At 61.0% G+C, this 12,623-nt stretch carries 12 protein-coding genes; 11 read left to right on the forward strand and 1 reads right to left on the reverse strand.

Features of this window, described 5'->3' with window-relative positions; genetic code table 11:
- Positions 1–91: 91 nt before the first annotated feature.
- From ABH944_RS06055 to ABH944_RS06105, 11 genes are all read left to right on the forward strand, one after another.
- Positions 92–1,102 carry a porin gene (locus ABH944_RS06055; RefSeq protein WP_404605117.1) on the forward strand — a complete coding sequence of 337 codons (1,011 nt, stop codon included), beginning with the start codon at positions 92–94 and terminating at the stop codon, positions 1,100–1,102.
- Between the two features lie 36 nt (positions 1,103–1,138).
- Positions 1,139–2,125 carry an aldo/keto reductase gene (locus ABH944_RS06060; RefSeq protein ID WP_404605115.1) on the forward strand — a complete coding sequence of 329 codons (987 nt, stop codon included), beginning with the start codon at positions 1,139–1,141 and terminating at the stop codon, positions 2,123–2,125.
- A gap of 30 nt (positions 2,126–2,155) precedes the next feature.
- On the forward strand, positions 2,156–2,638 hold the full coding sequence (locus ABH944_RS06065; protein ID WP_404605114.1) for a tripartite tricarboxylate transporter TctB family protein: 483 nt from the start codon (positions 2,156–2,158) through the stop codon (positions 2,636–2,638).
- 3 nt (positions 2,639–2,641) lie between these two features.
- A complete protein-coding gene (locus ABH944_RS06070) occupies positions 2,642–4,255 on the forward strand; it encodes a tripartite tricarboxylate transporter permease (protein WP_404605112.1) in 1,614 nt (537 codons plus the stop codon).
- Positions 4,256–4,294: 39 nt separating this feature from the next.
- Positions 4,295–5,266 carry a LysR substrate-binding domain-containing protein gene (locus ABH944_RS06075; protein ID WP_404605110.1) on the forward strand — a complete coding sequence of 324 codons (972 nt, stop codon included), beginning with the start codon at positions 4,295–4,297 and terminating at the stop codon, positions 5,264–5,266.
- A gap of 295 nt (positions 5,267–5,561) precedes the next feature.
- Positions 5,562–5,717, forward strand: coding sequence for a hypothetical protein (locus ABH944_RS06080; RefSeq protein ID WP_404605108.1), 156 nt, complete (start codon positions 5,562–5,564; stop codon positions 5,715–5,717).
- Positions 5,718–5,856: 139 nt separating this feature from the next.
- Entirely contained in the window at positions 5,857–6,705 is an 849-nt protein-coding gene (locus ABH944_RS06085) for an amidohydrolase family protein (RefSeq protein WP_404605106.1), read from the forward strand.
- A gap of 11 nt (positions 6,706–6,716) precedes the next feature.
- Positions 6,717–7,610: a substrate-binding domain-containing protein gene (locus ABH944_RS06090; protein WP_404605105.1), complete on the forward strand. Its 894-nt coding sequence runs from the start codon at positions 6,717–6,719 to the stop codon at positions 7,608–7,610.
- Between the two features lie 7 nt (positions 7,611–7,617).
- On the forward strand, positions 7,618–8,658 hold the full coding sequence (locus ABH944_RS06095; protein ID WP_404605369.1) for a Bug family tripartite tricarboxylate transporter substrate binding protein: 1,041 nt from the start codon (positions 7,618–7,620) through the stop codon (positions 8,656–8,658).
- Positions 8,659–8,674: 16 nt separating this feature from the next.
- The gene (locus ABH944_RS06100; RefSeq protein WP_404605104.1) at positions 8,675–10,441 is read left to right on the forward strand and encodes a thiamine pyrophosphate-binding protein; all 1,767 of its coding nucleotides are present in this window, start codon (positions 8,675–8,677) and stop codon (positions 10,439–10,441) included.
- A 43-nt stretch (positions 10,442–10,484) separates the two neighbouring features.
- Entirely contained in the window at positions 10,485–11,684 is a 1,200-nt protein-coding gene (locus tag ABH944_RS06105) for an MFS transporter (protein ID WP_404605103.1), read from the forward strand.
- 59 nt (positions 11,685–11,743) lie between these two features.
- Here ABH944_RS06105 and ABH944_RS06110 read toward each other — a convergent pair whose 3' ends face one another.
- Positions 11,744–12,619, reverse strand: a complete 876-nt coding sequence (locus tag ABH944_RS06110) for an amidohydrolase family protein (protein ID WP_404605367.1) — start codon at positions 12,617–12,619, stop codon at positions 11,744–11,746.
- Between the last annotated feature and the right edge of the window lie 4 nt (positions 12,620–12,623).

The following is a 12,623-nucleotide window of genomic DNA, read 5'->3' on the forward strand; positions in this document are numbered from 1 at the left end:
GGGCTCAAAGAGAAATTGGTTGACAAGATATTCACTGGTTGGGCTGATCCCAATTTTTGAAATATCCAGAATATACAATGGAGACCTTACGATGAAAAAGATGGCGCTGCTTCTCGCCATAGCCCCAATCGCCGGCGTGGTCCACGCGCAGTCGAGTGTGACGCTCGCCGGTGATATAGACGGCGGCATACGCTACACGAATTCAAAGGCTGGAAGCCAGTTTTCGATGAATTCCAATGGCCTGTTCACGTCCAACCGCATAGATTTCGTCGGCCAGGAAGATCTGGGTGGTGGATATAACGCTCACTTCCAGTTGGAGAGCGGCTTCAATCTCGGCAACGGCGCGCTCGACAATACGACTGGCGTCCTGTTCAACCGGGGTGCGTATGTGGGCCTTGGTGGTTGGTTTGGCGCGGTGAACGTTGGCCGTCAGTACACAATCGCTCACGACGTGGTGTTCGATTACGATCCGTTCAATTTCGCGTACCCCGCGATCACGCCGGTGACCCCGGCGACCGACGGGTTCCGTTTCAACAACGATGTGAAATACATCGGTGAATATGGGCCATTGCGTTTCCGCGCCGAGAATTCATTCGGCGGTGTTGCGGGCGACTTCAATGCCGGTTCTGCTCGGGGCCTGGGCGTCCAGTATCGGTGGGGATGGCTGAATGTCGGCGGCGCATACGAATATCGAACAATACAGGTCGGTACTACGTACCAACCGGACAACTATTTTACGGCAGGCGCGGAGTTGAAATTCGGTGCTTTGCGTTTTGCCGGCGGCTACATGAACGAAAACCAGGACTCGACCGCGCCCGCGGCCGACGTCCGCACATTGAACTACTGGGGCGGTATTACGTACGATCTGAATCCGTTCGTGCATCTCGGCGGCGCCGTCTACATCACCGATTTACCCAACTCGAGCGGGAAACGCAGTCAGGGCATTGCGAGCATTACCTATTCACTGTCGAAGCAGACGCGCCTTTACGCTGAAGCGGATTACACCAGGTTTGGCGGCAGCTACATCACGAACAAAACGCTCAACGCGAGCGGCATTCCTCACCAGTCGGCTTTCTCGATAGGTATCAACCACCTGTTCTGACCAGCAATGGTCCTTCCGAGTCAGGAGTGTGAGCATATGAAATATATCAATTTCGGCAACACCGGCTTGCAGGTGTCGCGGTTGTGTCTGGGATGCATGAGCTTTGGTGATCCGCAGTCCGGCACGCACGAGTGGACACTGGACGAAGGAAGCGCTCGCCCCATTTTTCGGGCAGCGCTTGAAGCGGGTGTGAATTTCTTCGATACGGCCAATAGCTATTCAGCCGGCACTAGCGAGCAGATTCTGGGCAAGATGATTCGCGAGTACGCGCGGCGCGACGAAGTTGTGATCGCAACGAAAGTCTATTGGCCCATGCGCCCGGATGTTAACGGCCGGGGCCTCTCGCGCAAGGCAATCATGACCGAGGTCGATGCCAGCTTGCGGCGCCTCGGTACGGATTACATCGACCTCTACCAGATGCATCGATGGGACAACACGACGCCGATCGAAGAAACCCTTGAAGCGCTGCATGATGTCGTCAAGGCTGGCAAGGTGCGCTATCTCGGTGCATCGTCGATGTTCGCGTGGCAGTTCAGCAAGGCCCTTTACGTTGCCCGTCTGAACGGTTGGACTCTATTCGTATCGATGCAGAACCATCTGAACCTGCTCTATCGGGAAGAAGAGCGCGAAATGCTCGGGTTGTGTAACGACCAGGGCATCGCGGTGATGCCGTGGAGTCCACTCGCGCGTGGCAAGCTCACGCGTCCATGGCAAAGCACGCCGGCCACCGTGCGCGATCGCACGGATGCGTTCTCCAGGAAGATCTACTCGGCCAGCGAAGAACAGGATCACAAGGTAGTCGACGCTCTTGGCGCAGTAGCCCACGCGCGCGGGCTGCCGCATGCACAAGTTGCTCTCGCATGGCTTCTGGACAAGCGCGGGGTGACGACGCCGATCATCGGTGCCTCGAAATTGCAGCATCTGCAAGGCGCGGTCGCGGCTCTCGATGTCCAGCTTTCGCAAGACGAGATTGCCGCATTGCAGGCGCCCTATGTGCCGCATGAAATTGCCGGGTTTGGTTGATGAGACGATACGCCGGGAGGAGACAGCCATATGAAGACGACGAGTGATCGAAGGTGGTTCAGCGTCCATGCACGCGAATACTACGGTGGCGTACTGATGATCCTGATCGGTCTCGGCGCGATCGTTCAAGGCTCGAGCTACAAGATTGGCTCGCTCACCGCGATGGGATCCGGCTTCTTTCCGGTCTCGCTTGGCGCGATCCTCGTGCTGCTCGGTATCTGGATCGCGGGTGCGGCACACCTTGCACCTGACGAAGCCACAGAAGACGAGAAGGAACCGTTGGAGTGGCGCGGCTGGTTCTGCATTCTCGGCAGTGTGGTCGCGTTCGTTGTGCTTGGTAAATATGGCGGCCTTCTGCCTGCGACCTTCGCCGTCGTGTTTATCTCGGCGCTTGGTGACCGGGAAAATTCGTGGTTCAGCGCGCTGCTGTTGGCTGCCGCCATGTCGATTGTCTGCGTCGTCGTGTTCTGGTGGGCGTTGCAGGTGCAGTTTCCATTGTTCACGTGGGGGTGATGCATGATCGGGCAATCTCTTGCCGCTTTGTGGCAGGGTTTCGGTGTGGCGCTCGAGCCGCACAATTTCATCTGGTCATTCGTCGGTGTACTGGTCGGCAATCTGATTGGTGTATTGCCGGGCATGGGGCCGCTTTCCGCCATTTCCATCCTGCTTCCGCTCACCTATTCGATGCACGCCGTGCCGGCAATCCTGATGCTTGCGGGCATCTTCTACGGATCGCAGTATGGCGGCGCGATTGGTGCGATCCTGCTGAATCTCCCGTGCCATCCGCCGCACGCCGTTACGTGCATTGATGGTTATCCACTGACACGTCAGGGAAAGGGCGGTACAGCGCTCGGCATTACCATGGTCGCATCGTTCGCAGCGGCTTCATTCGGCATCGTCGTGATGGTGTTTGCGTCGCCGCTGCTGGTGAGCGTTGCGTTCAAGTTCGGTCCGCCCGAGCTGTTTTCCATCATGCTGCTGGGATTGATCGCCGGCGGCACGATGTCAAGCGGCTCCCGCGTCAAGGGCATCGCCATGACGGTCGTTGGTCTACTGCTGGGCGTGGTCGGCGCCGATTCGACGTCGGGAACCGTGCGCTTCACGTTTGGTTTCACGGAGCTTGCAGACGGTATTCAACTCGTCGCGCTTGCACTTGGCCTCTTCGGCGTGGCGGAATTCCTTCGCAATGTAAACCGCATGCATGTGGTCGGAACCGGAATGAAGCTGCGCGTGCGGGACATGCGCCCAAGTGGCGCTGAACTGCGCCAGGCGTTCTGGCCCATTGTGCGCGGTACATCGGTAGGGACTTTGTTCGGCGCGATGCCCGGTACCGGGCCCACGATCACCACGTTCATTGCGTACGCGCTCGAGAAGAGGATCTCGAAACGGCCCGAGCGGTTCGGCCACGGCGCGATCGAAGGCGTCGCAAGTCCGGAGGCTGCGTCTCACGCGAAGACGCAGATCGATTTCATCCCGACCATGAGCCTTGGCATTCCCGGCGATCCGGTGATGGCCTTGCTGCTTGGAGCATTGCTTATTCAGGGTATCCAGCCGGGGCCGCAATTGATCGGAGATCACCCGGATATATTCTGGGGCCTGATTGCGAGTTTCTGGATCGGGAATGTGCTGCTCGTATTGCTTAATGTGCCGCTGATCCAGGTATGGGTACGTGTGCTGCGGGTGCCTTATCGCTTCCTTTTTCCGGCCGCGCTATTCTTTATTACCGTAGGCGTTTACAGTACCAACAACATGCTGTTCGAGGTGGGCGAGGTGCTGGTCTTCGGCCTGATGGGTGCTGTGTTTGTTGCACTGCGATTTCCTATCGCGCCGATCATGCTCGGCTACGTGTTGGGACCCATGGTCGAACAGAATTTTCGTCGCGCGCTGCTGCTATCGCACGGTAGTCTCGGGACCTTCATCGACCAGCCGATCAGTGCGGCGTTCCTCGGTGTCTCGTTGCTGCTGTTGCTCCTGCAGGCGTGGTTTGCGGTGCGCGGCCGGGCGGCCGGCAAGCGTAGTGCCGACATGCTGCCGCGTCCGCCGACAATGGAGGAATCGCAGCACAGTGAGCGGCCGGCCTATCGGGATCGCGCGATCACCGCTCCGGCAGGACGAGGCCACGACAAGTAGCGCACCAACGGTTCGGGCGGGCACGAACCCGGAGACACGATGAGTCAACTGGACTGGTATCTGACCGTCAACATGAAGGCGCGCCATTTGCGCCTGCTGGTCGCCGTCAACGATTTTCGTAATCTGCGACAGGTCGCATCGAATTCATATATCACTGTGCCAGCGGTGTCGAAAGCGCTAGGCGAGATCGAGAGTGCGCTCGGTGTGAAGCTCTTCGAGCGCACGGTAAACGGCCTGCGGCCAACTGCTTATGGTGAATGCGTCGTTCGTCATGCACGTGCCGTACTTAGCAATCTGAATCAGACGGCCGAAGAAATCAAGGCGCTGCAGACGGGCAGTGCGGGCAAGGTGCATGTAGGTGCGTTACCGACCTTGATCTCCACGATCATGCCGAGGGCTCTTGCGCTTCTCAAACAGGAATCGCCGCACACGAATGTGTCGATCTCCGAAGGACGAATGACTTCGTTATTGCAGGAGTTGCGCCGCGGTGATCTCGACCTGATTGTTGGGCGCCTGCCGAACCGGTCCGACACGGTAGGCTTGCAGGAGCAGATTTTGCTCGACACGCCGATCAAGCTTGTGACAGGACCCAATCATCCTTTGGCGGGTAAGAAGAAACTGCTATGGGGCGACCTCAAGGGATTCCCCTGGATACTGCCGCCGCCGGGTTCATTGTTGCGTGAGCCGATTGAGAATACGTTTGCGCGACACGGCTTGCCGATGCCGTCGAACTACATCGAGACGTTGTCGACCCATCTCATACGCGCTTACATCCAGATCAACGACGCGATTGCCCTTCATACGGTGGACATGTTGTATCCATACGCAGACGTGAGTCCGATCCACGTTTTGCCACTTGATCTGAGCCTCGTGACGCGGCCGCTTGGTGCTATCTGGCGAGCTGACAAACCACTTGCGCCGAGTGCGGCCCTGCTGTTGCGCTGTCTGGAGAGAGTGTGCCCAGGGACGGCATCGCCCGATGTGGCGCCTGTCCTCGACGCGGACGTATGAAGCGTCGAAAGATGTTCGCATCACCCGTCCGTTCGAGATAGTCCGATCCCGGCGAGCGGGGTCTCCGCTTGTCCGCTGCACAAAGAAAATTACCTCATGCGCTAACGGCTGAAAAGGCCGCCGCAACTTAACCCGCAGGTTAACGCGCCCACCCTTTATTTCAATAGACGGCAAGTACGGACGGCACGATGATAACGACACCGCCTCGACTTAAACCCCACATGAGGGGGCCGCGCGGGAGTCAATCAATCGGACGCGGGAAACGCGCCGAAAGAGCATAAAGACAGGAGACACCATGCGTATCCGGATCACGAATCTGTTCCTTTGGACGAAAACGACCTGCCGTGCCGCGACGGATGCGAGAAAGACGTTTGTACGCAATCTTCCTGACTATCTGATCGTCCTGAACGATATCTATGGAGTAGGCGACCTGAGCAGTACGCGACGCTGATCCTTCGCCCAAAAACGGCGCTCTTTTTTCCTTCCTTCCCATAGCCATATCTCCGGTTTCCGATGCACTGGACCACAACGTCCCGTGCATGGGGTGAGGAGTGGCTGTTTTGTTAATTTGATAAGGATAACAAATAATCATGACGAGAATTGTCGATATCCATCCTCATGTCATCTCGACTGACGAGAGAAAGTATCCACGGGATCCTTTGGGTGGCAAACAGTCGGTTTGGTCTCAGGAGCGTCCGACCTCTTATGAGCAGTTGCTGACCGCCATGGATGAGGCTGGCGTAGCGAAAGCGGCAATCGTGCATTCGTCGACGTGCTACGGCTTTGACAACTCTTACTGCGCCGATGCGGTTGCCGCGCATCCCGATCGCTTCACGGGCGTTTGCTCGGTCGACATGCTTGCGCCCGATGCCACCGAGAAGATCTGTTATTGGGTGGGGCGTGGCATGACGGGCCTGCGCCTGTTCACGGCCGGCAGCACGATGCAAGGGCAGGGCGACTGGCTTGCCGACCCGCGCTCGTTCGCCGGCTGGGAGTGCGCGGCAGAGTTGAATCTGCCGGTTTGCGTGCAGGCGCGAATCCAGGGCATCCCGCAACTCAACGTGCTGATCGAACGCTTCCCGACGGTTCGCATCATCATCGATCACCTGCTGAGTCCGAAGCTTGAAGAAGGCGCGCCCTATGCGGACGCCGAACCGCTGTTCAGTCTCGCGAAGCACGAAAACATATATCTCAAACTGAGCAGCGTGGTCATCCGTCATGCGCGTGCCGGCAAGGCGACGCCTGAATCTTTCTTCCCGCGCATCGTCAAGGAGTTTGGTGCGAAACGCATTGCGTGGGGCTCAAATTTCCCGGCATCGCCGGGATCGCTGAAGGAGATTGTCACTGACAACATGCAAGCGGTCGAATGGCTGCCGGAGGAAGACAAGGAATGGATCTTCAATCGCACCGCTTACCAACTCTATCCGGTCCTCGCATAAAGGAGCAGCCCGTGAACGCCAAGCAACGTATTGCCCTGCACATGCTGCTCGGTACCTATCTGAGCACGGAGGCCCTGAAAGACGGCACGGTCCGCTCGGATATTGTCGAACTGGATTTTGCCGACGTGCCGCGGCCGAACAATGCTTTCAAGCGCGTCGTGCGCGACCTTGAGTTCGACATCGCCGAACTGGCGATCATCACGTTCCTGATGGCGAAGGCACGCGGCAAGCCGCTCGTGCTGTTGCCGGCCGTGATGATCGGCCGCTTCCAGCATCCGTACATCGTTTATAACGCGGAGCGAGGACATCTGTCGCCGTACGAACTTAATGGCAAGCGCATCGGCATGCGCTCGTACTCGGTCACGACCGCAACCTGGGTGCGCGGCATCCTGCAGAACGACTTTGGACTTGACTTGGCGAGTGTCAAGTGGACAACGTTCGAAGAGCCGCACGTCGCCGAGTTCGTCGATCCGACCAATGTCAAGCGCGCAACGGACGACAAGGAATTGCTGCAGATGCTGCTCGACGGCGAGATTGACGCGGCGATCATCGGTGACGGGGCAAAGAAAGACCCGCGCATCAAGACGCTCTTCCCCGACCCGGCCGCAGAAGCGAAGGCGTGGCATGAACGCAATCACGCTATCCAGATCAATCACATGATCGTCGCGAAACAGTCGCTGATGGACTCCCACCCGGAAGCAGCATGTGAGGTGTTTCGCCTGCTGGAAGAAAGCCGCCGCGTTGCTGGCGAAAGAGGCGGCAAACCCGAACCGGCGTTCGGGCTCGAGGCGAACCGGCGAAACATCGAGGTAGCGATCGACTACTGTGTCGACCAGGGACTGATCGACCACCGTCTTGGCGTCGACGAATTGTTCGACGACACCACGCGCGTTCTGGGAGCCTAAGCCGGTGATGACGGGTGTCGCTTTCTCGAGCGTGTGGCGCACGCGCTTTTCGGCAACGGGCGGGTGCGGGGCGCGTAAAGCGGCGGCACTCGTCGCCTGCTGCATGCTGTCGGTCTTCGTTGTGCCTCGAGCGCGTGCTGCAGATGCAGACAGCGATTATCCGTCGCATGCGGTGACCATCGTGGTGCCGTTCGCGGCTGGGGGGGCAGGCGATTTGACGACGCGCCTGTTCGCGCAGAAGCTCACGCAGATCGTCAACCGGCCGGTCATTGTGTTGAACCGCCCGGGCGCGGGTTTCGTGAACTCGGCGACGATGGTGGCGAATGCACGGCCCGACGGCTACACGGTGTTTCTCAGCGGTAACGGTGCTGACATTTCATCCGTGCTGTTTCGCAGCCTGCCTTACCGGTTAAGCGATTTCCGGCACGTGTCGACCGTTTCGTTCTTCACTCCCGCGATTCTGGTCGACGGCCACGCGCCGTACCGGAATGTCGCCGACCTGATCGCCGACGCGAAAGCGCATCCAGGCAAACTGAACATCGCGACGGTGTCGACTGGCAGCACGCAGAATCTCGTTGCGTTGTTGTTCCGGCTGAAGGCTGGCATCGACGTCCAGATCGTGCCGTTCGAAACCACGAGCGAAGTGCTGACGGCGTTGCGGGGCGGCTCCGTGCAGGCCGTGGTGGAGGTCATTCCCTCCGTGCTCGGGCAGGTGTCGTCGGGCGCGATACGGGCACTTGCGGTGACGTCGCCTTCGCGTTTTTCCGGCTTACCCCAGGTGCCGACGCTCGCAGAAAGCGGCTTCCCCGGTTTCGATGCAACGTCGTGGAGCGGACTGAGCGTGCCCGTGAAAACGAGCGACGCAGTCGTGAGCCGTCTCGCATCCGTAACCGCGGCGGCACTCGCCGATCCCGAGGTCAAACGTAAGATGCTGACGCTGGGCGCCGAGGCTCGCGCGGACACACCCGATCAGATGACCCGCCTCGTCCAGACCGACACGGCGAAGTGGCAGCGGGTGATCGAGCAGGCGGGCATACCGCGCCGCTGACAGAGAGAAAAGAGTCATGACAATCCAGCAGGATCGATCCGCGACGCAACCGGGCGCGAGCACGAGCACGAACAGCGTCGACGCACCGCTTGCAGATCACGCCGCGACACAGCGCAGAGGCGGCCGGATCCTGGTTGATGCGCTCGTCGCGCAGCAGGTCAATACGGTCTACTGCGTCCCCGGCGAGAGCTTTCTTGCAGTGCTCGACGCGTTGCACGATACGGCGAGCGTGCGCAATATCGTGTGCCGTCACGAGGGCGCCGCGGCCAACATGGCCGATGCATACGGCAAGCTGACCGGACGCCCGGGCATCTGCTTCGTCACGCGCGGCCCGGGCGCGACGCATGCGAGCGTGGGCGTGCACACCGCATTTCAGGACTCCACGCCGATGATCCTGTTTGTCGGGCAGGTCGCGCGTGGTCACGAAGAGCGCGAAGCGTTCCAGGAAATCGACTACCGGCGCATGTTCGGCCCGCTCTGCAAATGGGTAGCCGAGATCGAAAGCGCGGCGCGTATCCCCGAATATGTCGCACGGGCGTTCAGCACGGCGATGTCAGGCCGGCCCGGCCCGGTGGTGCTGGCCCTGCCGGAGGACATGCTGGTCGAACAGGCGGACGTCGCCGACTTGCCCCCGCGCACCGGCATCCATGCGGCGCCCCGCGCTCAGGACATGGAGCGTTTGCAGGCCTTGCTCATGCGCGCGGAGCGGCCGCTCCTGATCGTCGGGGGCGGAGCGTGGACCGAGAAGGCGCGTGACGATCTCACGTCCTTTGCGCGCAATCACGCGCTGCCCGTTGCGGCTGCCTTCCGCTTCCAGGCACTGTACGATCACCGGCACGAAAATTATGTCGGCGATATCGGTCTGGGCATCAATCCGCGGCTCACGGAGCGCGTCCGCCATGCCGATCTGGTGTTGGCGATCGGACCGCGTCTGGGTGAATCGACGACGGGCGGCTATCGCCTGTTCGAAGTGCCCACACCGCGTCAATGTCTCGTCCACGTCCACACGGGCGCTGAAGAGCTAGGTCGCGTCTATCAGGCCGAGCTCGCCATTCAGGCCGGCATGGCAGAGTTCGCCGCGGCGCTCTTTGCGTTGCGTCTGCCTCGTGTGGCGGGCCGCGACTCATGGCTTGCGAACGCGCGTGCCGACTATGTGAGGCACACGACCCCGCGTGAATCGCAACGCACCGACACGGTCGACATGGCCCAGGTCATGCAGAAGCTCAACGAACGCCTGCCCGACGACGCGATCATCACGAATGGCGCGGGCAATTACACGGTGTGGGTGCATCGCTATTACCGTTATCGAGGCTTTGCCTCGCAGCTCGCGCCGACCAGTGGTGCGATGGGCTACGGCGTACCGGCGGCGATCGCTGCAAAGATCGCGCATCCGGATCGTCTGGTGGTGGCGTTCGCCGGAGACGGCTGCTTCCTGATGTACGGCCAGGAACTCGCGACCGCGATGCGCTACCGGGCGAACGTCATCGTGATTGTCATCAACAATGGCATTTACGGAACAATACGTATGCACCAGGAGCGGCATTATCCAGGGCGGGAATCGGGAACAGAGCTAACGAATCCGGACTTCGTGAAATTTGCAGAATCGTTTGGCGCGTATGCGGAGCGTGTCGAGACGACATCCGGGTTCGATGCGGCATTCGAACGCGCATTGTCGGCGGGACGTCCTGCGCTTCTCGAACTGGTGACCGACCGGGATGTCGCGACCCCCGATCTGCGGTTCAGCGCGATGCGTCTACAGTCCCCGGGGCGGATGCCGGCATGATGCCGCCACGCTATGGATCACCACCGCACGCGTTGCGGGCGGCATGAGCGCCCTGCTGCGCCACGCGTCGTTCACGCGCTTCTTGTCGGCTCGCATCGGCTCCATCGCCGCCCAGCAGATGCTGATGCTGGCGATCAGCTGGCATATGTACGACCTCACGTCCAGCGCGTGGGATCTCGGCCTCGTCGGACTGTTCCAGTTCGTGCCCGCGCTGGCGACCACGTTCGTCGCCGGCCATTGCGCCGATCGCATGCATCGCGGCCGGCTCGTTGCGCTCTGTCTCGCGGCTCAAGCCGCCGTGGCCACGTTCCTGGCCGTATCGACCGTCACGCACATCGTGACACGCGATGTGCTGCTCGGGTTTTCGCTGATGCTCGGCGCGATCCGGCCGTTCCAGATGTCGGGGCAGCAGGCGCTGCTGCCGATGCTCGTTCCACCGGCGTTGCTGGCCCGGGCGACGGCGCTTGGCACCGTCGGCCAGCAAGTATCCGTGATCGCGGGGCCGGCGGTAGGCGGCTTGCTCTTCGCGATCGGCGTCAACGCAGTCTATGCAACCTGCGCCGCGCTCTTCTGCATGAGCGCGGCGATGTGCACGTTCATACGCTACGAGTATGTCCCGCCGCCGCGCGAGCCTGTCACGGCCGAGACGATCCTCGCCGGCTTGCGCTTCGTCTGGAGCAACCCGCTGCTGCTCGGCGGCGTCTCGCTCGACCTGTTTGCTGTCCTGTTCGGCGGCGCCACGGCGCTGCTGCCTGTCTACGCGAAGGAGATTCTCCATGTCGGTCCGCAAGGGCTGGGCTTGCTGCGCTCCGCGCCGGCCGTAGGCGCGCTTTGCGTCGGCCTCATGCTGTCCCGGCATGCCATCGGCAGCGGCGTCGGCAAGAAGCTCCTGATGGCTGTCGGTGTCTACGGCGCCTGCATTGTCGCCTTCGGGCTTTCGCGATCGTTTCCGGTATCGCTGGCCCTGCTGGCGATCGCAGGGGGGGCCGACACGATCAGCGTAGTCGTGCGGCAGACGCTGGTCCAGCTGGAAACGCCCAATAGCATGCGCGGCCGTGTCGCTGCCGTGAACACGCTCTTCGTCGGTGCGAGCAATCAGCTCGGCGAATTCGAATCCGGCGCGGCGGCCACGGCATTCGGCGTCGTCGGCGCGGTTGTGCTCGGCGGATGTGCGACGATCCTCGTCAGCGTCGCATGGAGCCGCCTGTTCAAGCCGCTCGCCAGACGCGAAACCTTGCACTGAGCTTCGCGCAATACCGATGCCGCGTACCGATGCCGGACACGCACCGGCGTCCGTGCGCCTCAGTCGATGAAACCATACAAACGCGCCGGATTGTCCACCAGCAGCTTCTGCATTGCGTCGGCGTCGCCGCATAGCGGCAGGACATCGACAAGGTCCGCGTCGTCGGCCACCGGATGCCGAGGGTTCGGGTGCGGAAAGTCGGTTCCCCACAAGAGGCGATCGGGTGACGCGTCGATCAACGCGCGGACGAACGGCGCCACATCCGCGAACGGCGCGCCTGTCGCGGACAGGCGGTCGATCGCGGACACCTTGACCCAGCAGTGATCGCGTCTCGCCCATTCGAGCAGCCGCACGAACCCTGGCTGTGCCAGGCCGCCGGCTGCATCGATACGTCCCATGTGGTCGATCACGAACGGAACGGGCAGGGCATCGAGCAACGGTTGCAAGTCGTCGAGTCCGGTTGCGTCGACGTGCAGCAACACATGCCAGCCAAACAACGCGATTCGCTCCATGAGCCTGTGAAACATCGTAGGGTCGGGCGGCACCCACAGATGCCGGATAAAACCGAATCGTACGGCGCGGATGCCGCCATCGTGCAGCGCCTGCAGATCGGCGTCGGACGTGCCGGCGTCGATCAGCGCGACACCGCGCCGCGTTTGCGGCCGGTCGGCGATGGCGTCGAGCACGATGCGGTTGTTACTGCCGTACACGGTCGCCTGGACGATCACCGTTCGATCGACGCCAATCCGCTCATGCAATGCGCTCAACACCGTCTTGCCGGATTCAGCCGGCGTGTAGGGCCGCGAATCCGCATAGGGGAAACGGGCCACGGGACCGAGGATATGACAATGCGTATCGCACGCGCCGAGTGGCAGCGTGAAATCGGGCTGACGAAATGCCGGTGACGGCGTGGCAGGTTGATTCAACAGTCGCACTCCT

The organism is Caballeronia udeis (genome assembly GCF_044909315.1).
GTDB classification, from domain to species: Bacteria; Pseudomonadota; Gammaproteobacteria; order Burkholderiales; family Burkholderiaceae; genus Caballeronia; species Caballeronia udeis_A.

Excerpts from the sequence above, each read along its gene's own strand:
- ABH944_RS06085 (WP_404605106.1), top strand. The coding sequence starts at position 5,857 with ATGACGAGAATTGTCGATATCCATCCTCATGTCATCTCGACTGACGAG.
- ABH944_RS06100 (WP_404605104.1), top strand. The coding sequence starts at position 8,675 with ATGACAATCCAGCAGGATCGATCCGCGACGCAACCGGGCGCGAGCACG.
- ABH944_RS06075 (WP_404605110.1), top strand. The coding sequence starts at position 4,295 with ATGAGTCAACTGGACTGGTATCTGACCGTCAACATGAAGGCGCGCCAT.
- ABH944_RS06070 (WP_404605112.1), top strand. The coding sequence starts at position 2,642 with ATGATCGGGCAATCTCTTGCCGCTTTGTGGCAGGGTTTCGGTGTGGCG.
- ABH944_RS06060 (WP_404605115.1), top strand. The coding sequence starts at position 1,139 with ATGAAATATATCAATTTCGGCAACACCGGCTTGCAGGTGTCGCGGTTG.
- ABH944_RS06105 (WP_404605103.1), top strand. The coding sequence starts at position 10,485 with ATGAGCGCCCTGCTGCGCCACGCGTCGTTCACGCGCTTCTTGTCGGCT.
- ABH944_RS06065 (WP_404605114.1), top strand. The coding sequence starts at position 2,156 with ATGAAGACGACGAGTGATCGAAGGTGGTTCAGCGTCCATGCACGCGAA.
- ABH944_RS06055 (WP_404605117.1), top strand. The coding sequence starts at position 92 with ATGAAAAAGATGGCGCTGCTTCTCGCCATAGCCCCAATCGCCGGCGTG.
- ABH944_RS06080 (WP_404605108.1), top strand. The coding sequence starts at position 5,562 with ATGCGTATCCGGATCACGAATCTGTTCCTTTGGACGAAAACGACCTGC.
- ABH944_RS06095 (WP_404605369.1), top strand. The coding sequence starts at position 7,618 with ATGACGGGTGTCGCTTTCTCGAGCGTGTGGCGCACGCGCTTTTCGGCA.